This window comes from Sporosarcina sp. BI001-red (assembly GCF_003384035.1).
GTDB lineage: Bacteria > Bacillota > Bacilli > Bacillales_A > Planococcaceae > Sporosarcina.
In genome coordinates, this window is the sequence record NZ_QQAK01000005.1 from 14027 (window position 1) to 37179 (window position 23153).

Consider the following 23153-nt stretch of genomic DNA (forward strand, 5'->3'; position numbering starts at 1 on the left):
TCCTTCTATGTAGCCCCATAATAAAGACGTGCAAGTTAAAATAAAGTCGTGCATGGGGGCAGGCGTGGTTTGCAATAAAGACATGTCCCAGAAAACCCCTGAACCGGCACGGTGCCTGTATTCCTTCAAACGATTTCTCGCAAATCTTTATTCGAAATCGAGAAAAACGGGAAAAAAAAGAGGGGGAAACGCTGGAAAAGTGCTCAAAAATGGAGAGAAAACCGGCGGAAACGCGGGAATCATATCCTGACATTATTTTAAATCCCAACGGTCCATTGCGCCCTGGCAACGTTTTTCATGAAGTGACTTTTTTATAAAGGAACAAAAATAAATTTTACGTAATACGTTTAGCTATTTTCAGTTGAAAAATGATATGTGTTTTATCTCCCCTCGGACGAATGGTTCGGGGGATTTTTTTATGCTGATTTGCACTTTTAATTCATCGTGAATAGACAAAAATGGCTTGATTCCTCATTAAATAAGAACCAAGCGAGTTAACTTAATTTCTATAAGATGTAAGATACATTGGATACAACGTTAATTTTTATCAATGGAAAATAGAGCGGTTAACGTTATAACTCCATAACATAGGTAACAATAATTCCTAATACCGTTCCAATGGCAATTGTAGCAGCATAAAGAACTCCTTTTTTCAAATACCCATCTCCCTTATACTCTTTTATCAAATGTATTACGTATGACAGGGAGATATGTATTTTTCATGAATCATCAGTCAAACAAGTTAACTAACAAAAAAATGAGCCCTTGCACGTAGGTCTTAACCTACGTGCAAGGGCTCATTTTTTTACTGTGAGTGATAGTGTAAAAACGAAATCAGTCAACGGGTTAATCTTAATTGCGAATTAATGAGCAGATTCAACCTCATCGACATGTTTAATATGTTTTGTATTCGACCATATGACTACGACGGATAATAAAACAAAGAATCCTGCGACGATAAATGGAACGTTAGGATTAAAAACCTCTCCTAGCTTCCCTGCAAGGAATGGGGCGATGGCGCCACCGATAAACCGAAGAAAGCTGTATGCAGCGGATGCTGTAGAACGTTCAACGGGACTTGCATTCATGACAGCAGTCGTAATCAATGTATTATTATTGCCGAGTAAAGCACCAGCAGCGATGACCGCAGCTATAAGTAACCATTGAGTCGACGTCCAGATTCCCATCACAAATAATAGCAAACCGAACAATATGAGCATGGCGCACATAGACTTAACTGTACCAAATCGCTGTTGCAGTTTTGGCGCGGTGAATATGGATGTGATTGCAAGTAATAATCCCCATGCTAGGAAGACAAATCCTAAACCGTGTGCATCCAATCCGAGGACAAATGGGGCATATGCAAGTAAAGTAAAGAACCCAAAATTATATAACGCTGCTGAGATACCGAAAACGAGTAAAGATCTGTGTTTTAATGCGCGAAAAGGATCAAGAAGGGAAGTCTTCTTTGTTTCAGTTACGACTCTTTTCTCTTTTGGCATTAGAACGGACAGACCAATGAAGGCGATAATCATTAAGACTGCAACACCATAAAATGGACCTCTCCAAGAAATTCCACCGAGTGCTCCACCGATTAGTGGGCCGACAGAAATACCAAGTCCCACGGCCGCCTCATAGAGAATAATGGCTTTCGCGTTTCCGCTGTTTGACAGTGTGACAATGGCTGTTAACGCAGTGGCAACGAATAAGGCATTTCCAAGACCCCATCCTCCACGTAATGCCACGAGTTGCCAGATTCCATTCGATGCGCCACCAAGTGCGGAAAACACCGCTATGATTACAATACCTAAGAGAAGTGTTTTCTTCATCCCGATACGGGAAGTAATCGTCCCGGTGATTAGCATGGCAATCGCCATAACAGCATTATAGCTTGTGAAAAGTAACGTAGTTTGACTTTGGCTAGCGTCTAATTGTTCTGAAATTGCAGGTAGAATTGGATCTACAAGACCAAGACCCATGAATGCAATAATGGATGCAAAAAAGACTGCCCATACCGCCTTTGGCTGTTGAAGTAACCCTGGATTATGGGGTAATTGATTATTTGATGATGACATAGGAAGATCCCCTTATTTTAAAATAGATTTGAAAGTATTGCGAAGTACATCTCCGCGGCTGATAATACCTACTAGCTTGGAATCTTGTTCAACGGGAAGTTTTTTAATTTGTTTTTTCCCTAATATAGCAGCGATTTTCTCTTCACTTGTCTCTGTAGTAACCGAAATCACCTTTTTCGTAGCAATGTCCATGACATTCAAGTCTAATGAACGCCTAACTCGTTCTTCAAACGGTGCATCATCGCCATTGAATACATTAACCGTATACAAGGAATCCACTACAATATCTTTATGTTTTCCTATATAGCGCATAATATCCCCATCGCTAATATAGCCAACCAACTTCATGTCGTTATTTACAATTGGCATTCCGCTAATTCGTTGATCAATAAACGTCTGTATGACTCTGCGGACCGTGTCTTTTTCGTTTACTAGGTAGACATTTTCAATCATAATATCTTGTGCTTTCATAATGTAGTCACCCCAATTAAAAGATTTTAGTTGTATCGTGCAACTAACTATTTGTATTATACAACTAGATTGGTGTATTATACAACTATAAAGAACTTTAAAACAGTCAGGAGGGTCAAAATGGAAAAAGAATTATTACAAGACATTGAAAACGAAGTACTTGATTTTATTCGACGAATTGTTATTACTGACAAACAAGAGGGACATCTTGACCGGTCTGCTTTCATGATTTTGCGTCAACTTACTATACTTGGGCCAGTTGGAGTTACCACACTGGCAGAACAATTAAATCTAGATTCATCAACCATTAGTAGGCAAGCAGCCGCACTTGCGGATAAAGGGTACGTGGATAAAAAACCTAAGCTGGATGATAAAAGAGCTTTTTTTTATAGTATCACCACAACTGGTGCAGATATCCTTAGTGAAAACAAACAACGTCGTTTGGATGGCCTGGAAATTGCACTTAGGGACTGGAGTGTCGAGGAGTGTGCTACATTCGCGACTCTTCTAAAGAAATATAACGAGTCCATAAATATGGAGAAAAAAATGTGAATGGAAAGAGCTTATATAGGTTATATTTTAAGACCACAGACAAAAGGAATGCGCCCACTTTAAACCGGTGGGTGCATTCCTTTTCTTCTATCTACAGCTCGTTATTTCTCAGCTCCATCATCAGAACTCAGATCGTCCATCAAGCGATAAGCCGTCCTGGACAAACTTTAATACCTTTTCAAGCCAAGCAAGATCTACTCGCATTTGATTATGTGTGTACTCTGTAATAAGGTGAAGAGCTGGTGGTGTCTTTTCTTCCATCTGCTCCCAAACCTGATCATAGTGAGTAATTTTTTCTTTCAATTTTTCAACCTGTTCGGCTAACATAAAAGCTGATTTCTCAAGATCAGTATGTTTAATGAAGATGACCGAGGAGTAAATGGAACGAATACCTTCAAAGCTTGCTAAACTTTTATAGATTTTTTCCTTCAATACTTCTCTACCCTTATCCGTAATCCCATATACAGTCCGAGAAGGGCGGTTCTCTTCATGAACAACTTCAATCATTTCAATACAGCCTTTTTTTTGCAAGGAATCAAAGTTGTAATACAGATTTCCATCTTTTATCGTGGAAACCTCATCGATATTGTTTTTTTTGAAAATCCGTTTCAAATCATATGGATGATGATGCCCTTCTGAAAGAACACCTAGAATAAAAATTTGTAGAGACATGGGTATGCGTAGACCTCCCAGCAATTCAACCTGTACTTCTCACTAAGAATAAGTTTACACCATTTGTAACTAGGCTGCACGTCCCTCCTTTTTAGCCTCCATCTTTTTGACAGGAAGTAACTGGTGAACCACCAGAACTAGGATAAAGAATACAACGCCGATAAGTGCTAGTTTCAACAAGTGGCCAGCAGCTCCACTACCACCGAACAAAAGGATGTAATCGGCTTGTGTACTGTGAAACATGATAGATACATGACTAAGTGCCTTGAAAATCCCTGGCATCATACTTGTTGTCATCATTGCTCCACACGCAACTACCTGTGAGAACATGAAAGGCAAATTCACAAACATTGCCTGTGTTCGGAATAGAAAGGCGAAGATTGTCATGAATTCAACTGCAACAATCATTTCCAGTGAATGGGAAAGCCAAACCTTTACAAATACATCCCAGTCAAATCCTCCACTGATTGCAAAGTAGGCAATGACACCAAGTATTGGTGTGAAAAAGCAAACGAGGACATTCAAAACCTGCATTGACCAAAATGATTTCCATTTTCCAAAATGCTGTTTCACTCCAAGCAGTACATTCCCTGTCGTCATGGAATAAACCATCGCAGCAATATAGGAAACCATCATTAGGAAGAATGGTGCCATCTGATGATTCATACCTTCCGGGACTATGGCTGTTTTATGAATAGTTGACTCTAGCTTATTTGGAAGTGCAATAGCTAGTTCCTTTGCTTGATCGGCAGGCATATGTAAGCTGGTAAGTGTCCCCGCCGTACCGTTTATACCAATCTCCTTATTAATCGAAGCTGTCATCTCTGTTGCCACTTGTGCCATTGCTTCTGTAACAAGTGGCGGATTCGCCTCATTTATGTAGAAGTCAAGCGTACTTTTCTCCCCTTGTTTCTGTAAACTCTCCATAAAACCTGAGGGCATGGTAATGATAAAGTAAATTTCATGCTTATCAAGTTTTTCCTTTGCTTTCTCTAACGAACTTTCCTTAACCGTGTTAAAAGGCAATTGACTTGTGAAGCTATCCATCATCGCCTGGCCAGCTTCACCGTCCTGATTGACAATCGCAACATCAAGCTTATCAATGTTCTTCGGTACCGCACCATAGCCATACATAAAAATAGCGATAAAAACAATTTGATAGAATGCAGCCATGATGATTGCATTTCGAACTGCCGGTATCTTAACAATCCTCTTAAAAACTTGCAAATTAAATAACCTCCTGTGTATTTCAAATTATAGTACTCAGTTTCGAGTAGCAAGGAGGAATTATACTCGTCCAAAAATTTGTAGTCAATACTCAATTGGTAGATTGAGTATTGGAGTGCCCATTTCGAAAGCTAACAAGAAACGTTTCTGAAACAGGCTATAGTCGAAATGTAAGCAAACCCGGAGAATAATTTTTCATAAAAACGGGATGAATTTTACGAACTAATCATGAAAATTACTAGAAATAAAGTCAAAAAGGGATGCTGTATCCTATCTGATGCATAGGTATCCAAACATTATTGACATGCATTTACGTTAGTTGTATACTGAAGCACATAATTTAATAGACCTCACAGCTTATGTATGTGAGGTAGAGGCGCGATAGTTATTAGTGCATAGTGAAGTCCGAGAAGACGTAGAAGCTATGCAGAAGGAAATGTCGCCGAAGTATAGGAAGTATTCTCGTCTATCTATACTGGGACTGTAATGAATAATTGCAGGACTGTCTTAATAAATTTTCCGATTTATTAAGTTGTGCTATCTCAGAAAGAGATAAAAGTGAGGAATTTGGAATGACTACATCATTTTCTGGTTTCTATCATGGAAAAGAGCATAGTCTTTTTTTTATTTTCTTTAAGAGATTCTTCAGCACAAATGGAATCTCTTTTTATTATGGTTACAAATTACTTACAGTCGATAATCAGACTGGATATGGAGGAATATAGGATGGAAAACCAACAAACTCTTTATTACGATTTTATACCTACAGGTGAGGAGAAAATGAAGTTAGATCCTGCAAAAACAGCTCTTTTAATTGTGGATATGCAAAATCAGTTTATTAGCCGAGATGGATTAGATGCACAAATCGCTCGTGAACGAGGCATGTTTGATAAGTGGGGATACTTCTTTGATCGCATCGATGAGGTTGTGGTTCCGAACAACCAGAAACTACTGAATTATTTCCGATCCAATCAATTAGAAGTTACGTATGGCCGTATTGCTTGTCACCATAAGGATGGACGCGACCGTTCACCTGTACAACGTCGCCCAGGTTGGAATAATATCTTATTGCCTATCGGTGATCCAGGCGCAGAAATGGTTGATGAATTAAAACCATTAGAGGATGAAATCGTAGTAAATAAGACGACAGACAGTGTGTTAAGTGGGACAAACTATGAGTTTTTACTTCGTAATATGGGCATAGAAACGGTTGTGTGTACTGGTGTTGTAACGGACCAATGTGTTGCCTCAACTGTTCGAAGCCTAGCTGACGCTGGATTTGAAGTGATTTTAGTTGAAGATGCTTGCGCAGCGGCAACAAAAGAATTACATGATGCAGAAATCATGATTATGAACCAAATCTATTGCCAAGTAATGAGTACGGAAGAAACAATTCAATTCATATCAGAGGAAATGGAACAAGGTGTAATCGTTTAAAACTAGAGAGGAAGCATTTTCTATGAGTAATGTACAAAGTGAAACTCCAGTTCCTCAATTTAAGAGAGTATTGAAACTGAAGGATTTGGTTATTTACGGGATCGCCTTTATGACCCCAATTGCCCCTGCGTATATTTATGGGTATGCATCCCAGCTAACAAAAGGGATGTTACCGTTAGCTTATTTAATCGCGATGTTAGCAATGCTGTTTTCTGCATATAGCTATGGCAGGATGGCGGCGGCTTTTCCGGTTTCGGGTTCTACCTATACGTATACACAGCGTGCCATTAATCCGCATTTAGGATTTTTCGCCGGGTGGGCAATGTTTATGGATTATGTATTAGTACCTTTAATTGTCTTTATGATCGGGGCATCTTATGCCAACGTGTTAGTTCCATTTATCCCGTATTGGGCTTGGGTCCTAATAATTGCAGGAGTGATTACAAGTATAAATATACTTGGCATGCAAATGGCAGCCAAAACCAATCAGTTTTTAGTACTATTCATGGGGATTGTCGTTGTGATCTTCGTGATCTTTTGTATGAAGGCGATTACGGTAGGCGGAGGGGTATCCTCATTAGTATCGATCACTCCGTTCTTTAATAGTGAAACATTTACAATTTCAGCAGTCGTGTCAGGGGCAGCAATCGCATGTTTTTCATTTTTAGGATTTGACTCGATTACGACATTATCTGAAGAAGCGGTAAATCCGAAAGATGACATATGGAAAGCGGCTATTCTTTCTTGCTTAATTGGAGGGGCGATTTTTATCGTCCAAGCGTATGTGGCTCAACTTGTATGGCCAGACGTGAATAGCTTTAAGTCACAAGATACTGCTCTATTTGAAATTGCAGAAGCAGCAGGGGGAGCATTGCTAGCAACTCTTTTCACTGTAGCAATTATCGTTTCAACTTTTACAGCAGGGTTAACCGGACAAGCGAGTGCGTCCCGCCTAATGTTTAGTATGGGGCGTGATGAAGTACTACCGAAAAAGTTCTTTACTCATTTGCATCCGAAGTATCAAACACCGATGTATAACATTTTGTTAATGTGCGGCATTAGTATTGTTGGGGCACTTGTTTTACCAATGAATTTAGTTGCAGAACTCATGAATTTTGGTGGGTTGTCAGGATTCATGCTTGTGAACTTATCGGTAATTGTCTATTACTATTTCCGAAAAAAAGAGAAGAAATTTGTACGATATTTAATGATTCCGGGATTAGGGTTTTTAATCTGCCTTTACCTGTTTATTCACTTGTCGCCATTAACTTTAGAAGTGGGATTTGCATGGATGGCTTTGGGATTAGTGTATGCTCTTGTGACAACGAAAGGATTCAAAAAGAAACCTCGCATTCTTACAGATTTATAAAAGTGAAATGACTCGTTATACACAGAAGACATGAACTCAGGATTTTCTTAGAGTTCATGTCTTTTTTTGATGAATACATTGACAGTCATTAATAATACCCATTAAATAATTGAATATGTTAATTGAAACAAGTTGATTTGTTGAATATGTGTAGTATGATATTAATAATATGTATAAAGGAGATAAATATGGCGTACCCAATTATCACGAATTGTCCTGTTTGCAGCGAGGTGCTGAAGATTACGAAGTTACAGTGTACACATTGCGATACAACAATTGAAAACGAATTTGAACTCTCTAAATTTGCAACGCTTAGTTCAGAACATCTTTCTTTTATCGAAATCTTCCTTAAAAGCCGAGGGAATATTAAAGAAGTGGAAAAAGAATTAGGAGTTTCCTATCCAACTGTACGGGGGAAGTTAAACGAAATCGTTTCTGCTCTAGGGGCTACTGAAAAGAAAAATGATTTAGATGATAAAAATGTAATTGATATGCTTGGTAGGGGAGAAATCTCACTTGATGAAGCAATTAAGACAATAAAGGGAAACTAAAGGGGGAAATGAATGATGAAAGAAGAAATTACGAAGGTACTTACAATGGTTCAAGAGGGAAAGCTTAGCGCGGAGGAAGCTAGTGGACTAATTCAAGCACTAAAGGAAAAAGATTCTACTACAGCTACGACTAAAGGTTCAGACTACATGGATAGAATGTTGAAAGTTCGCGTTATATCAGAGGAAGGCGATAATGTAAGCGTAAACTTACCATTACGGCTCATCAAAGTTGCGTTAAAATCGGGTCTAAACATTGCTTCAGCAATCCCTGAATCCGCTAAATACGTAAAAGATATCAACATTCTTGACGTGGACTTGATTTTAAAAGCCATTGAAGACGAATTGTCGGGTCCAATTGTCGATGTTGAAAGTCAAAATGGCGACAAAGTCTCTGTCGTGATTGAGTAATCCCTATGTTAAAAGTTAAAGTGAAACAAAAAGGGAAGATTGAATTCACCGTTCCTTTGCCATATCTCCTTTTAAATGTCGGAGGTTGGATTGCTACTTCACCTTTACTATGGAAATTTGTCAACAGTACGTTTATCCAAAAGAACATAGACAAAAATGCAAAGTCGTTTATTCCCATATCTATTGAACGTCAAGATGTTAGACACATATTACGAGAAATAAAACGATATCGTGGATTAACAATCGTTGAAGTGAAAGATAAGGACGGGACAGAAGTTGTTGTAAAGTTATAAAAGGGCGACACTTATGTCCAAGAAGTTATCGCCAACTTATGATTCTGAATCCTATACGTTAAGCCAAGTATCCACCTTCATCTGCGGGCGGATGCTTTTTTGTTTAGCTATGAAACACTTAGGGGTAATTATTAAGTGTGTTCGAGCAACTTCGTTTTGCGGTTTGTCCATACAGGATGGAATCATAATAGTGCATGTCTGTGTGATTATTATAGCTTTTAGATAAGAAGGAAAACCGTCTTTGGTGATCCAAAGTATTTCTTCTGATTTTGGCGAGGGAATTGTGTTGTTCTTTTTGTCAGGGGGTTGGTTACTGAAGAAAATATAGATACGGCCATGATCATCATGTGATGTATGAGTTTTTTAACGGGGTTCCCATAATGTTTGTATATAAAAAATGAGAAAGGAGACTTACTTATGTTAAAAATCGAAAATGAAGATGAGTTGTTCAGACACTTTATGAGCATGGGAATAAAAAAACCGGAAACAGAAATCATGATTCCTGGTAAAGGGAATTTTAGAATATCCTATCTAGTTTATGAACATGCCGATGGCGGGGGAAATCTGGAACCAGATGGAATTGCTAAGGGTGAACATCAATTCTTACTTTGGAATGATGTTTTGTTGAAAGTACAAGGAGGAATGAGTGCGGCAAAGTTTGAGACATGGTTCAAAAATACAACTGCTATCCCATTTGATGGACAGCGTCTTGGTGTTGTGTGTCAAAATAGTTTTCAGCTGGAATGGATAAAAGAACATTATAGCCAGCTAATCCTTAACATCCTCGAAGAATTGACAGGGAAACAATTTGAACTGGAATTTCTGGTTGCATAGTGAGGGAGTGTCGTTGTGACCTTTTGTATGAAGGCAATTATGTTAGGGAAAGGAGTATCGTCAATAGTTTCGATCACTCGATATACACAGAAGACATGATCTCAGGATTTTCTAAGAGTTCATGTCTTTTTTGAAGGGAATTCATTTTGAAAGGTATGATGAAAAAAACTTCTCATAAGGGGATTGCCCTTATAAGAAGCCAGTATGTGGGTCAAACGGTTGTATGGTGGGGAGTACCCGTTTGATGATCCTCACTCAATGTTTGTTCAATCATGCCTTCTGTAGAAAATCCATATACTTTCCCGTATTCTGGGAGCAGTTGAATACCATCTTTCGGTTTCAATCTTTCTGGATGAAAGCTATGGAGTGGAATTAACGTTGACGGATTCAACTCATCCACGATATATTTCAAGTTTTGGGGAGCGGCATGTCCTCCTGAACCTACCTCAACTCTTTCAAAATGAAGGCTTTGCATGATTCTCTCCAAGTTCTGATAGGTTGGGTCAAATTCCCCTAATGGCACCCCGTTGGAATGGAGATATACACCTCCATCTACATTCAAATCAAACAACTCAAGCGAGTTTTGATATGAATTTTGAACAAAGTAATGGCTAGGGTTATCATTTATCTCTTGGTAAGAGATAGTTGGTATTTCCTCGAAAAGCTTCTTTTGCCAATCAGGTAGCTGATTTGTTTTCACAGCTTGTCTAATTGTTTCTGATTCATAGATGAAGAAGTCACGCACTTTTAACAGATCTAGAGCAATTTGAGCAGTTCCAGCTTCGAATACAACTTTTCTTCCGGAATCTTTTCCAGCCTGCAACATGCCCTCGATTCTATCCAAGTTGCGGTGGTAACTATTAAAGACACCGATTCCTTTTGTTTCCTTAAGAATAGCACCAGTTTTTTCTGAAACCATCTTTTCCGTCATTAAGTCTTCAGGTAATTCACGATTTGCAATTAGCAGGTGCGCGGGCACTTCTTCATCACTGCTTAAGGTAGTGCCTTCAATGATAACTGCGTCAAATTCCAATTCCTTAGCCTTGTCAATAAATAACTCAATCTGTTCAGGATGAGCACCGTGCATTCTCAAATCACCCGTATAAAGGATCGCTCCATCAGGAGTTCTAATATGAAAAGCGCAAGCACCAAAAGTATCGTGATCGACTTGGAGTGGCGTGATGATAATCTCGCCAATAGCAAACTCCTTATTATAGTCACATGCTTGATAAGTTCGTTTTCCTGGTACACCTTCACCTATTGTTTCCAAAGTATTGTACAAATGTAGGGAATCTTGAGTCATATAGACGGGAATAGAGGGATCAATGAAGCCCATCGCGGCCATATGATCTAAATGCATATGCGAAATAATGACTGCTGTTTCGCCATCGTATTGACTTGCTGAAGTAACTGAGTTTTCATTAATTAGCGTTTCCTGACTATAGACCCCATCAATCTTCGGAAGCAGTCCTAACTTTAAATAATTACGGGCCATTGCAGTTTCACGCTGTTGAATATGTCCGTCAAAAATATTAGTCGCAGGGCTGTAAACAAGACCAAAGTCAAAGAGGACTCTGGAGTTACCATGTTGGACAGAAACAATCGTGCCACCAATGGTCGTAAGCCCACTGTAAAATTCAATTGTAGTTTTGCACATAAAATACTCCCCCTCAAAAATGATGGTTAAATAGACAGGAACCTGTAAGAACAGGTTCCGAATACTAGTTATTTGTGATTTTATAGCTAATCCATTATTTTTTAAGCGATTTATTTGCGGCTTCCTCGGCAGATTTCAACCCTTCGTCCTCTGTTAATTCACCAAGGAATACTTTGTCGATAACTTTTGCAACGGCGTTCTTCAACTCATATGCACCAGCAAGGCGGGGATCATAGAATCCTGCATCAAATTGCTTCTCACCAACACCGTATTCAGGGTGATCCGTTGTAAAAGTAACCCATTCTTTTTTCTCTAATGCCGAGTAGCGGACAGGAAGGTAGCCAGTTTCCATTGCCCAATACGTGGTATTGTCAGCATTGATTAGAAATTTGATGAATTCCCAGGCTGCTAACTTCTCGTCATCAGTAGCAGAACTAAAAATCGCAACGTTCGTTCCAGCAAATGCAGTTGCTGCTTGTTTTCCTTTTGGTAGTGGAGCAGCTGCCCAGTTAACCCCATTTTCTTTAGCAGGTGCTGCAACATAAGGGATTCCTGCAGATGAACCGAAATAGATGGCTGCATCCCCACGTGCAAATGGTTCCGACATATACCCATCTTCACCAGCTAGACGCGCAGACCCATCCTTAAACATCCCATTCAAGAATTCTAAAGCTTCCTTACCTTCAGGAGAATTCATAAGGAATTTTCCGGAATCCTCATCAAGGTAGTTACCGCCAGCTTGTAGTACCCATTGGTTAATTTGTGAGGATGTAGAGTTCTCCAAACCAAGACCAACAATTTTTCTACCATCTTTTTCTGTCGTTAACTTTTCAGCTGCGTCTCTTAACTCATCCCAAGTTGTAGGGGCATTCAGACCAGCCTCTTCGAAATAATCTACATTATAATACATGATCTGAGTACTCTTATTAAATGGCATACCATAATACTTTCCGTCCCATGTATTCGCTTCGCGGAAAATTTGAACAATGTCATCTACTTCTTCTTTACTCAATCCAACCTCATCGCTAGTAACATATGGTGTTAAATCAGTAATTAAGTCATGATCAATATAGTTTGTCATCCAGTCTTCGTAAGCTTGGGTGAGAGCTGGAAGATTTCCTGCTTTTGCTGCGGCCATGTTTTTAGTGTTTAGGTCATCATAGCTTCCTTGGTTGACAAGTTTAACTGTAATATCCTCTTGAGAAGAGTTGAAATCATCCGTAATCTTTTGTAGTGCTATTTCATGATTGCCACTCATTGCGTGCCAAAAGTCAATTTCAACAGGCGAACTAATATCTGTTTTGATTTTCTCACTGGATGAATCGGAACTAGCGGATACTTTACTCTCACTATCTTTATCCCCATCATTTCCACAAGCAGCTAAAGCGAATACAAGTAATACTGTAAGAACTGAAAACACGAATTTTTTCAATGCAATTCCCTCCTGGAAATTTATTTAAATAGTAACAAGTTCGTTATGGATTGCTGATCTTCATTGATCTAAAACTAGCAACACCTCCTTAATGGAGAACTTTGTTATCCTTTAATACCAGCTTTTGCAACACCCTCTATAATGTATCTTTGTAAACAGAAATAGAGGATAATCATCGGCAAAATAATCATCGTTGAAGCTGCCATTAATAGTTCGTAATTGATGCCAGCTTCTGTGCTGAAAGAAGTAAGTCCAACAGGGAGTGTACGCATCTCTTTTGACTGCGTCACAATTAGTGGCCATAAGAATGAATTCCAGCTCCCAATCGCCTTTAATAGAACAATGGTAATAAGTGCCGGTTTCGCGAGAGGTACCATTATGGTCCATAAAAAACGAAAGTTATTACACCCATCAATTTTTGCAGCATAGGATAGCTCTTGTGGAATACCTAAGAAAAACTGACGCAATAAAAAGATGGAAAAAATACTAGCTAACCATGGAATAATTAGGGCCTGGTATTGGTCAATCCATCCGAGGTTCGAGAGTGTGACATAGTTTGGGATTAGAAGAACTTCACCAGGGACCATCATCGTTCCGAGTAGTATAGAAAAGAGAATATCTCTTCCATAAAAATGCATGCGAGAAAATGCATAGGCTGCTAATATGGTTGTAACTAATTCACCGAGTGTTGACAAAACAGTCACGATAATACTATTAATGGTATATCTTGCAAATGGAGCCATACTCCAAGCCTCTTTATAGTTTTCCCATTTAAAATCTTCTGGGATCCATACTGGCGGCATCATCATCACTTCTCCAGGAGACTTTATGGAGGTTATGAACATCCAAGCGAAAGGCAGAAGCATACATACGCTCCCAATAATAAGAACTAAGTAAATAAAGCCTTTAGAAAAAGCAGCTCTTTGCATAATTGACTCCTCCTCTCATTAGTAGATTATCCTGCTTCTTCCTAAGCGCAGTTGGATTAATGTAATGAGAAAAATGATGACAAATAGAATAATTGCCGCTGCTGAGGCAATGCCGAATTCCCACTCATTGTAAAACTTTTCGAATATGTAATAGACAATGGTTTGAGCACTATAGGCAGGTCCCGGTTTTCCATCGAACAAGGCAAAAACTTCATCAAACACTTTAAACGAATTGATAACCGAAACAATAGAAATAAAAAACATAGTGGGTGATAACATTGGAAGGGTAATGTTCATAAATCGTTTCCATGGCTTCGCTCCGTCAATTTGCGCTGCCAAATATAGTTGTTGGTCAATATTTTGTAATCCTGCTAAAAAGATGATGATATTGTATCCTAGCCCCTTCCAAATACACATGATGATTATGGCTGGCATAGCCCATTGTGGATCGGTAAGCCACGCGATTTTTTCAATACCAAACAGTCCAAGGGAGTAGTTGATTAATCCATAATCTGTATGGTAGAGCCATCGCCACACCATTGAAATGGCTATAACAGAAGTGACAAACGGTAAAAAGTAAATGGAACGGAAAATACCTTTGAATCTAATTTTTGTGTTTAAGAGAATAGCAATTCCGAGTGAGATTACAATAGACAATGGGACGACACCGATAACAAATACCAATGTATTTACAACCGATTTCCAGAACTCAGCATCCTGAAAGATATACGTGAAGTTGTCGAGGCCATACTCATAAACAATGTCTTTAAAGAAATCATAATCCGTATAAAAACTCATGATAAATGACTTAATGATCGGGTAAATATTGAATGTCAGTAATATGACTAGTGCAGGTAACAGATAGAGAAGAGCTTTCCAGGTACTAGTGAATGTAGGTTTTTGAATCATAGTAAGCCCTCCTTATTCTTTGCCGAGTACTAAATTTAGTTCAGTCTCTGCATCAAATAGTTGCAAACGGTTTTTCCTAATCGATAACTTCACTATGTTGCTAGGCTTCACAACGAAGTCCTGATTGACCAATGCCCGAATTGCATGATTCCCTACGGTTGCATGGACTAATGTATCTCTTCCTGTCCGTTCTACAAGGTCTACTTTTGCAGAGAAAGAATTACTGATGCCTTCTAGTTTTTCGAGTACAAAATCTTCAGCCCTAACCCCTAGTAGCATTTGGTTACCTGACACTAACTCATAGTTCAATTTTGAAGTTACTTTTAGTTTTTCGTCTGTTCCATTTATTTGGATACTTAGATTTTTATGATCAAAAGTAACAGGGATCATATTAATAGGGGGATTACCCATAAACTTTCCAACAAACATATTAACCGGATGATCATACATTTCTTGAGGTTTGCTATATTGTTGGAATTGGCCATCTTTCATAAGTAATACCTTGTCCGAAATACTCATGGCTTCTTCCTGATCATGGGTAACAAAAATGGTTGTAATCCCTACTTCCTGCTGGATACGACGAATTTCTTCTCTCATTTCAATACGTAAGCGCGCATCTAAGTTAGATAGGGGTTCGTCCAATAGTAAAAGCTGTGGTTGTTTGACTAGAGCACGGGCAATTGCAACTCGTTGTTGCTGGCCACCTGAGAGCTGTTTTGGTTTTCGGTCAAGAAGATGACCAATTTGAACAAGATTAGCCATTTCAATTGCTTTTTCCTCAGCCTTTTTGTGAGGGACTTTTGCCATTTTTAACGGAAACATAATATTCTTTAATACCGTCATATGCGGATATAATGCATAATTTTGGAATACCATACCGATTCCTCTATTCTCTGGCTCTACATTATTGACCAATGTATCACCAAAATACATTTCACCAGAGGACGGTTTGTATAACCCTGCAAGCATAAATAGCGTCGTACTCTTGCCACACCCACTAGGGCCAAGTAAAGAAACAAGTTCTCCTTTGTTTATGTGGACATTCAAGCCATTAACGGCGAGCACATCATCGAACTTCATCGATAATTCTTTCAGTTGAATTTTCAAAGGTGTATCCTCCTAATCGTGTGTTAGTGGAAGCTCAACAGGTTTCAGTTTAACTATCCATTGTTAAGTGAAAATTAATAGATTGTAAGAGTATTGTTAAGTATTTAAAAGTTGAAATATCCTTGAAAAGGCTTACATAACAGCGATACTAAGGGTTAGGAACAGCTAAAATACTTTTTTCTAACCGACTAGGTTGAGTAGTTTGTTATAAACTTAATCATTCTTTACAAAAGTTCCATTTAAATTAATGCGTAATTATGCTGTTATAAACTAAGGAATACTATTTCATATGAAAACAGGAGGGTACAATGGATACCAATATTTTTACAAACGTGGATTTAGTGATTTTTGATTTTGATGGAACTTTATATGAAGATGAGGATCATTTTACATATTTTGCAGAACAACTAAAAAAGAGGTTGCCAGAAGATGTGCAATCTCTTTTTAAAACTGAGTATGAAAAGATGGTGGCTGGAGAACATGCCGTAACAATTGGGAAAGTATACGATGCGATTCATGATCATATCGTAAAAATAGAACCTATCCATTCAACAGTGGTCAATGCTTGGAATTGGGGGGGAGAAGAGTTAGCAGATGAGTTGATCCAGAGGCTTTATCCTCAACCGATAACTTTCGATTTCGATACAATGATAGCCATTGGTGACGGATGGTGGCTCCCCAATGTGTGTGCTATGCATTTTGGGCTTCAAGACACACAAACCGCCTATGTTGAGACGAAAGAATTTATGGCAACTGATCAGTTTCAATTAACCAAAATACCAGGATTACGGGAAGCCCTTCTACAACTAAAAGAGAAGAAGAACATTGTGCTTTTGACAAACAGTCAAGCAGATGATGTACAGCGCCTTCTGCAAAATCTGAATTTACATGAGATATTCGAAACGACTATCACAGAAGCAAAAAAACCACAGGATACAACCAAACACTTTCTTGAACTGCTCCAAAAGTTTAACATTCCTGCTGAAAAAGCACTCTCTATTGGAGATAACTATATAAATGAAATTGCCCCAGCAATGAAGATGGGGATGTCAGCTGTATACATTGATAGGTATGAAGTAGAATATCCAGAGTATCAGGGAAGAAAGGTGCAAAGTATCTCGGATTTGATAAATGAGGTCAACGCTTTATAGGAGATAGGGTGAAACCTATAGTGACAAATGAGGCTTGAAAAATATCATCCCAAACGATTCAATTTCACTATTCCAAGCAAACTTTGGAAACTTTTCTAGGCACATGAATATACTGAGTCAAACGTCTAAGTAGGAGTGATGGAAAGAGTGAATATGAATCATGTAGACCAACACAGACAGCCGGAGATTCTGACGAGTTCATACGGAGATGTCAATGGAGATGGAATTGTAGATGTCGTGTATTTGACGGGAGTCAAGTCGATGGACCCAACGAGTCCTTATATGCAGCAGATCACGTTACACGTTCAAGATGGAGCAACGAACAAAGTGCACACGATTGCGTTGAATGAAGATGGGAATTCTGGTTACAATCCTACTTTATTTTTGGGAGACTTTACGGGCGATGGCATTCAGGATATTCTGATTAGCATAGATTCAGGTGGATCTGGTGCATTTACGTACGATTATGTATATTCTTTCGTTCACAATGAAGCTAAAAAATTATTTGATTTTGATCAGTTTAATAAGGAGAACCAATACACCGTCACCTATATGGACTTCTTTAAAGTTAACGTTCATAGCCCTGCAACAGGTAAATCTTATTTGTTGGATATTAGTGATCGTGGTGCAGAGTATCTATCGCAAATCTATTATCAAAATGGGAAGTTGAAACAGACGATTACAGGGATGGCGGATGGAGTTAGCGGGTTTTATCCAGTAGATTTGGATCGGGATGGCGTATATGAAATCCAGGCGTATCAACAAATTAGCGGTCTTTATCATGCGGATGCATTTGGATATATCATCAATACTCTGAAGTGGGATGGGCAAAAATTTTCAATTTGGCAACAGTGGTTCGCCCTTTACGGTCAATAATTTCAGGATCAATAGTTTTGAGGAACTATTGAACATGGTATTTTGACGTAAACGTTACAGCCAATGCTACTAAGAAAATAAACGGAGAGATCCGGAAACCAATGAGTTCTCCATTAATACGGACTTATATAAACCGCCAATATCCTAACAAGGAGAAAGGCGGTTTTCCCTTTGTAACTCAACCTTCTTCAAGAGTGAGGTAACCACCAGAATGTCCTTTTGGCATAAGTATTCGGCTGTTTTAGAGTAAGAGACGGCGTAAAGAATCATCCAAGTGGTACACGGCACTGAACTCCATACATTCCATAAATAATTCTTTTAGTTGTAGAGCTGAGTCAGCGATCGAATCTTTTGTTAGCGCCTTAGGAAAAGTGCATAGATAGCGTTCGATGAAAACGGAATCCAACGTCTCATATGCTTTAAATTGGTGACATTTCTTGTCTTCATTCATCGCTTCAACATGTAAAATATAATCCCTCATCGTATCCAGTAATTTCAACGCAAAGATAAAGTTATTACGTTTCAATTCTTTTTCCAGACCGATGATGCAATAGAAAAACTCGAAAGTAATGTCGCTATACACATCGTACTTTACAGGATCACTTTCGAATTTCACGTTTTCCTCATTCATTTTCTTCAATACGTCTCCGCTTTTATCCACGACTACTTTCCATAAAGGAGAGCGTACAGACAGCAAGTCCCGTGGAGCAATGGAAATGTTAAACTCCAATCCATTTTCTAAAAGCACAATGAGTAGAAATATAGAAACGCCGAACTTTTTCTCTTTTACATACATAGGCCTGTATTCAGTGAGTGCTTGGCGTATTTGGTCTTTGGTTGCGTGTGCATCCACTTCCTTTGAAGTGCATACCATTAGATCAATATCGGAATAAGCGTCTTTATAGCCAGTCACCCCAGATCCCAATTGAACGATCCCTTCCACTAATTCCACCGATTCTATTTTACGGATGGTCCTGTTAAAATAATCTTCTCTTTCTACAGCGCTATACATAATTCACCTCATCATCGTATTGTCGTTGGTAACGTTCCTTCAAAATGTCAATATCTTCTGTAATCATAGATTAATTATGGTATGATTTTCCTTATATAGCAAGAAGGATTTTATGAAAAAGAAAGGAGGTAACTTCGTGGAACCTATAAAAGCCGCACGACTATTTGTAACGAGATATTTCCCGAATTGCCAAGGTGCCTTGATGGCGGGAAGCGTAGTGAGAGGGGAAGCAACAGCAACTTCAGACTTGGATATCATTATTTTTGATAAAGAGGTTTCATCGTCTTCTAGACATTCTCTTACCGAATTTAATTGGCCAATCGAGGTCTTCGTGCACAACCTGACATCATATCAATCTTTTTTTGAAAGCGATCGTAAAAGAGCAAGGCCATCGCTGCAAAGAATGGTAGCTGAAGGAATTGTGTTGAAGGACGATGGAGTTATTGAATCGATTAAACAAGAAGCCAATAGAAGCCTGCAAGACGGTCCGGACAAATGGACAGAGAAAGTCATAAGGACAAAACGATACTTCTTAACAGATGTACTCGAAGATTTTATCGGGGCAACTACTAGAGCTGAGGAATTAATGATTGTAAATAATTTAGCTGACTCTGTACAGGAGTTTGTCTTGAGAACGAATGGGTGCTGGTTGGGTTCTGGAAAGTGGATTATCCGAGAACTTCAGAAATTCGATTCTGATTTTGCAGACCAATTTGTGAACGCGATCGATAGATATTATAGGGATGGAGAAAAAACGAAAGTCATTGAATTAGTGGATACTGTATTGGAACCATTTGGTGGCAGGTTATTCAATGGATTTTCAATAGGGACTGCCTATCAACTTAACAATTTCAGCAAGTGAATAACATCACTCTTCACCCCATTCAAATCCCAGGATAGAGTGGTGTATAACTAGCTTTTTCCAAATGAATTGACCAATATAAATTATCGATTTTAATGGATGGAAAATGAAGGAGGGAACTTATTTATGTCTCTAACTACAATTTTGGTATATCTGACATTGGCGAGCGTATTATTTACCGCAGTCGATGTCGCGAAAATAAAGAAAGAAAATGAAAAACTAAGAGAAGAAATAGAAACAATAAAGAACACATATCAAAAGAAAAGTTAATAGAGCCATTAAGTAATTGGGAGCAATTCTGTAACCGACACTTGTACTCGGTTCGTAACTGGGTTTATTTACCAGGTTGGAAAATGTTAAAATTAATCTAAATAAAGTAGTGAAAGAAAGGAGGTTTCTGCAATGGAGGCAGCCTTAGAAATAGTTCGTATTTTATATCCTCTTATAATAGTGGGGGGGATTGCAATCTTTGTAGTGATGGGAATGAAACAAAAATATGAGAAAGGCACCCTTGGAAAGAAAGAATCTAAAGGTGCTCAAAATTTATTGGATAGTTTAATACCATTAGGAATGCTGTTTGGTTGTGCTGTTGGTGTAGTTCTTAGTGTAATATTCCCAATATCCTTACTAGCTTCCGGTAGCAATGGTTCTGCAGTAGGTTTACTAGTTGGATATTTCGCTTATGAAATGTTTAGCAAAAAAGAAGAAAGTTATTAGGCGTGAATATCTTCTAGATAAGTAGCGGATTCAGGATTCGGATTGCGCTAGAATCAGACCATATTGGTACGTTGGGATTGGAGATGGAGAGGATGGCTGGTCAAGTTTTCGGTACGATAATACTTTGGATAATAGGATTATTCATCCTATATTTTGTGATTTTTACAGCTGTCAAAGAAGGAATTAACAAGTCTGTGGTAGGACAATCTATTGAAAAAACATCCGAGCCAACAGTCAATAAGAAGTCATTCCTTGACGATGATTTGGATAATTAATGACAAATTATTCAACTGCAATCTGTTTTTTACATTTTAATTCTTTTGAGTAGTGCCGCGACATCTGCTTTTGCTAGAGTAGATAGACAAACGCAAAATCGAGCCATTTCAATGAGGCTATTTCTAAAGTAAAAAATGTACCCTTTTCTACAAATAGATCAAAGAATTAATGGAATAGCGGCTAGTGTTTTGATACGAGGATTGAACGTGTAAAATACAATAGAACCTTGATATCTTTTATTGAGATGAGGAGAATTATGAATTTAAACGTCAAAAGTATGAATGAAAATCTAGCCAAGCAAATTCTGAGCTGGCAGTATGAAGTGCCTTATGACTTTTACAATAATGAAGTAAATGAGGAAGGAATTAAAGAGATGGTTGATGGTTCTTATCAAATCTTGTTAGATCAAAAAGGAGAACTATTCGGGTTCTTTTGTACTGGAGAAGCAGCTTGCGTTCCAATGAGACATAAATATGGCGCTTATAATGAGAAATTTGTGGATTTCGGTCTTGGAATGAATCCTAACTATGTAGGAGAAGGATATGGTTATGGTTTTTGCTCTTTTATTTTGAATTATATAAGAGAATGCAACAAAGGAATTCCAATAAGACTCTCCGTCGCAATTTTTAACAAGAGAGCTATTCACTTATATGAAAATCTAGGTTTTTTAATCAAGAATAAATTCGCTACTGATTCAGCAGATTTCATTACGATGGTTAAAGATAATTAATTGCCTTTATATCATAATGGTGGCTTTAACGGAAGAAGGTTAGTGCCTCAATATGGCCAGAATGCAGAGTTACGGAGAGAAATGAGGATTATATGAACAACAAATGGCCGTTATTAATAGTCTTGATTATACCTTTATTGCTTCTAGCTGGATGTCCTGGTGCATCAGACTATGATATAGATCTGTCAGGTAAATATACGTTACTAAGAGGTTCAGCACATGACGTTACAATCCAACCAAAAATTTCAGAAGATAATTGGGATGCTAATCCTTCTAAAATGGTTCCTGCTGAGGTAACTGAAGTAGGGTGGAATGATAAATATATCATTGCAAAGCAAGTTAAAGGTGAGAATAATTATAGTTTTTGGATTATCCTAGTAGACAGTGAGAAAGTTATTGGTCCTTTAAATGATGTTGAATTGATTGATAAGAAGGAAGAGTACGGAATAAAAAACGAAATTACGTTGAAGAAGGTACAGGATGTAGTTAGTGAATACTACAACAATTAGCCAAATATCCAACTATTAAGTATGCCATTCTGAAACAAGGATCTTTACCTCTTCAGCAATAGGGCAGTTGAGTGTGTACAAATTGTTGTATTGCACTCAAAACGGCACGCGTTCCGAGAGGCGTGGCTTGGCTGAATTGATGTGTACATTGAAGAAATTTTGGCGCCTCCAGCTGGGTCTTAAGGCGCGCATGAATCCCTCCGGAGACGTCCGTCTTCATCTCCAAGCGACAGAGAGTATTATTTAGAATGGTTTATTCATGAATCAGACCAGATTAGGGAGGGGGATAATTGAAATGGGGAGAAGAGGTAGCGGAATTGCATTTATTGCTATATCTGCGTTTTTAATATCCACGAAATATATAAGTGCTGCAATTTTTGGATCAGGAGTTTCGAGTTGGGATCAAGATTTATTTGATGGGATGCTATCCTATGTGGGAAACACTTTAAACATTTTTAGTGTACTGTCTTTACTTGTAGGTATTCTTTATATCGTATGGGGAGAGTATGAAGAATTAAAACGTCAAAGGTAAAGTGAACCCTAAACTTTAGCAATTGGCCAGATTTAATACCAGAGCAACCTCCTAATAAGCTAAGTCGTCAAAATATTTGTAAATTTAACATTGGAGGTGGAATATGAGCTCTAAAAATAAATGGCTTATCGTTCTATTAAGTGCATTATTTACTCTTTATGTTATTGGCGAAGTTGTACGTCACTTTTATTTCGGGTTTTCGATTTGGCTTTTCGTGAATATCCCTCTGTATCTCATTCCATTTGTTGGAGCCATTTTAATATTGATTTTTATAGTTGTAGATTCCTTGAAGAATAAACAACTGAAGAGAAATCGCTTTCCTTTAGTGCTAAGTTTTTTGCTAATACTTTTAATGATTAGCCAACCTTTCTCCCCTCTCCTTCGTAAAGCAGAATTCTCTTATAAACTTGGGGATAGGGAAGATGTCGTGACTTCCATACCCTCTCTGTTAGGCTAGTTGTCGTATAGAACTCTCCTGTTATACTTTAATTAAAGATGGAGGTCGTGCGATATGAGTAATGAAAGTCGAAATAGATACAGTCAGGAAATGAAGGACGCTGTCCTT

The 23153-nt window shown here is 38.3% G+C and carries 26 protein-coding genes and 1 riboswitch; of the genes, 16 read left to right on the plus strand and 10 right to left on the minus strand.

Going from position 1 to position 23153, the window contains the following annotated elements; translation table 11 throughout:
* Nucleotides 1–863 precede the first annotated feature (863 nt).
* A complete protein-coding gene (locus tag DVB69_RS01340; RefSeq protein ID WP_116015818.1) occupies nt 864–2075 on the minus strand; it encodes an MFS transporter in 1212 nt (403 codons plus the stop codon).
* Nucleotides 2076–2087: 12 nt separating this feature from the next.
* The gene (locus tag DVB69_RS01345) at nt 2088–2546 is read right to left on the minus strand and encodes a CBS domain-containing protein (RefSeq protein WP_116015820.1); all 459 of its coding nucleotides are present in this window, start codon (nt 2544–2546) and stop codon (nt 2088–2090) included.
* 120 nt (nt 2547–2666) lie between these two features.
* Between DVB69_RS01345 and DVB69_RS01350 the strand changes: the two genes are divergently transcribed.
* Nucleotides 2667–3098: a MarR family winged helix-turn-helix transcriptional regulator gene (locus DVB69_RS01350; protein ID WP_116015822.1), complete on the plus strand. Its 432-nt coding sequence runs from the start codon at nt 2667–2669 to the stop codon at nt 3096–3098.
* 120 nt (nt 3099–3218) lie between these two features.
* Here DVB69_RS01350 and DVB69_RS01355 read toward each other — a convergent pair whose 3' ends face one another.
* On the minus strand, nt 3219–3770 hold the full coding sequence (locus DVB69_RS01355) for a PadR family transcriptional regulator (protein ID WP_116015824.1): 552 nt from the start codon (nt 3768–3770) through the stop codon (nt 3219–3221).
* Between the two features lie 69 nt (nt 3771–3839).
* Complete coding sequence (locus DVB69_RS01360; RefSeq protein ID WP_116015826.1) at nt 3840–4997, minus strand: YhgE/Pip domain-containing protein; 1158 nt, start codon at nt 4995–4997, stop codon at nt 3840–3842.
* 363 nt (nt 4998–5360) lie between these two features.
* Nucleotides 5361–5545: riboswitch (Lysine riboswitch) on the plus strand.
* 178 nt (nt 5546–5723) lie between these two features.
* Here DVB69_RS01360 and DVB69_RS01365 point away from each other — a divergent pair.
* From DVB69_RS01365 to DVB69_RS01390, 6 genes are all read left to right on the plus strand, one after another.
* Nucleotides 5724–6434: a cysteine hydrolase family protein gene (locus DVB69_RS01365; protein WP_116015828.1), complete on the plus strand. Its 711-nt coding sequence runs from the start codon at nt 5724–5726 to the stop codon at nt 6432–6434.
* Between the two features lie 22 nt (nt 6435–6456).
* A complete protein-coding gene (locus tag DVB69_RS01370; protein ID WP_116015830.1) occupies nt 6457–7803 on the plus strand; it encodes an APC family permease in 1347 nt (448 codons plus the stop codon).
* 188 nt (nt 7804–7991) lie between these two features.
* Nucleotides 7992–8354 carry a DUF2089 domain-containing protein gene (locus DVB69_RS01375; protein WP_116015832.1) on the plus strand — a complete coding sequence of 121 codons (363 nt, stop codon included), beginning with the start codon at nt 7992–7994 and terminating at the stop codon, nt 8352–8354.
* A gap of 15 nt (nt 8355–8369) precedes the next feature.
* Nucleotides 8370–8762, plus strand: coding sequence for an SHOCT-like domain-containing protein (locus tag DVB69_RS01380; RefSeq protein ID WP_116015866.1), 393 nt, complete (start codon nt 8370–8372; stop codon nt 8760–8762).
* A 5-nt stretch (nt 8763–8767) separates the two neighbouring features.
* The gene (locus tag DVB69_RS01385) at nt 8768–9055 is read left to right on the plus strand and encodes a hypothetical protein (protein WP_116015834.1); all 288 of its coding nucleotides are present in this window, start codon (nt 8768–8770) and stop codon (nt 9053–9055) included.
* Nucleotides 9056–9472: 417 nt separating this feature from the next.
* Complete coding sequence (locus tag DVB69_RS01390; RefSeq protein ID WP_116015836.1) at nt 9473–9889, plus strand: DnaA N-terminal domain-containing protein; 417 nt, start codon at nt 9473–9475, stop codon at nt 9887–9889.
* A gap of 211 nt (nt 9890–10100) precedes the next feature.
* On the opposite strand, the gene DVB69_RS01395 is transcribed toward DVB69_RS01390, so the two are convergent.
* From DVB69_RS01395 to DVB69_RS01415, 5 genes are all read right to left on the minus strand, one after another.
* Entirely contained in the window at nt 10101–11546 is a 1446-nt protein-coding gene (locus tag DVB69_RS01395; RefSeq protein ID WP_116015838.1) for an MBL fold metallo-hydrolase, read from the minus strand.
* 94 nt (nt 11547–11640) lie between these two features.
* Nucleotides 11641–12978, minus strand: a complete 1338-nt coding sequence (locus DVB69_RS01400; protein ID WP_116015840.1) for an ABC transporter substrate-binding protein — start codon at nt 12976–12978, stop codon at nt 11641–11643.
* Between the two features lie 104 nt (nt 12979–13082).
* Nucleotides 13083–13907, minus strand: a complete 825-nt coding sequence (locus DVB69_RS01405) for a carbohydrate ABC transporter permease (protein WP_116015842.1) — start codon at nt 13905–13907, stop codon at nt 13083–13085.
* A gap of 18 nt (nt 13908–13925) precedes the next feature.
* Entirely contained in the window at nt 13926–14816 is an 891-nt protein-coding gene (locus DVB69_RS01410) for a carbohydrate ABC transporter permease (protein ID WP_116015844.1), read from the minus strand.
* 12 nt (nt 14817–14828) lie between these two features.
* On the minus strand, nt 14829–15923 hold the full coding sequence (locus tag DVB69_RS01415; protein WP_116015846.1) for an ABC transporter ATP-binding protein: 1095 nt from the start codon (nt 15921–15923) through the stop codon (nt 14829–14831).
* 308 nt (nt 15924–16231) lie between these two features.
* Between DVB69_RS01415 and DVB69_RS01420 the strand changes: the two genes are divergently transcribed.
* Together DVB69_RS01420 and DVB69_RS01425 are read left to right on the plus strand one after the other, a co-directional pair.
* The gene (locus tag DVB69_RS01420; RefSeq protein WP_116015848.1) at nt 16232–17074 is read left to right on the plus strand and encodes an HAD family hydrolase; all 843 of its coding nucleotides are present in this window, start codon (nt 16232–16234) and stop codon (nt 17072–17074) included.
* Nucleotides 17075–17227: 153 nt separating this feature from the next.
* Nucleotides 17228–17950, plus strand: coding sequence for an FG-GAP repeat domain-containing protein (locus DVB69_RS01425; protein ID WP_116015868.1), 723 nt, complete (start codon nt 17228–17230; stop codon nt 17948–17950).
* 241 nt (nt 17951–18191) lie between these two features.
* On the opposite strand, the gene DVB69_RS01430 is transcribed toward DVB69_RS01425, so the two are convergent.
* The gene (locus DVB69_RS01430; protein ID WP_116015850.1) at nt 18192–18962 is read right to left on the minus strand and encodes an aminoglycoside 6-adenylyltransferase; all 771 of its coding nucleotides are present in this window, start codon (nt 18960–18962) and stop codon (nt 18192–18194) included.
* Nucleotides 18963–19098: 136 nt separating this feature from the next.
* Here DVB69_RS01430 and DVB69_RS01435 point away from each other — a divergent pair, with 136 nt between their 5' ends.
* The 7 genes from DVB69_RS01435 to DVB69_RS01460 all read left to right on the plus strand — a co-directional run bounded on the left by DVB69_RS01435 (nt 19099) and on the right by DVB69_RS01460 (nt 22588).
* Nucleotides 19099–19824: a nucleotidyltransferase domain-containing protein gene (locus DVB69_RS01435; RefSeq protein ID WP_116015852.1), complete on the plus strand. Its 726-nt coding sequence runs from the start codon at nt 19099–19101 to the stop codon at nt 19822–19824.
* Nucleotides 19825–19950: 126 nt separating this feature from the next.
* Complete coding sequence (locus tag DVB69_RS17645) at nt 19951–20094, plus strand: hypothetical protein (protein ID WP_199562784.1); 144 nt, start codon at nt 19951–19953, stop codon at nt 20092–20094.
* A gap of 132 nt (nt 20095–20226) precedes the next feature.
* Nucleotides 20227–20541 (plus strand): hypothetical protein, encoded by a 315-nt coding sequence (locus tag DVB69_RS01440; protein WP_116015854.1) that lies wholly within the window; start codon nt 20227–20229, stop codon nt 20539–20541.
* A gap of 92 nt (nt 20542–20633) precedes the next feature.
* Nucleotides 20634–20816 (plus strand): hypothetical protein, encoded by a 183-nt coding sequence (locus tag DVB69_RS01445; RefSeq protein WP_116015856.1) that lies wholly within the window; start codon nt 20634–20636, stop codon nt 20814–20816.
* Between the two features lie 257 nt (nt 20817–21073).
* On the plus strand, nt 21074–21547 hold the full coding sequence (locus tag DVB69_RS01450; RefSeq protein WP_116015858.1) for a GNAT family N-acetyltransferase: 474 nt from the start codon (nt 21074–21076) through the stop codon (nt 21545–21547).
* A gap of 92 nt (nt 21548–21639) precedes the next feature.
* Nucleotides 21640–22056, plus strand: coding sequence for a DUF3997 domain-containing protein (locus DVB69_RS01455; RefSeq protein WP_116015860.1), 417 nt, complete (start codon nt 21640–21642; stop codon nt 22054–22056).
* Between the two features lie 295 nt (nt 22057–22351).
* Entirely contained in the window at nt 22352–22588 is a 237-nt protein-coding gene (locus DVB69_RS01460; RefSeq protein ID WP_116015862.1) for a hypothetical protein, read from the plus strand.
* Nucleotides 22589–23153: the final 565 nt, after the last annotated feature.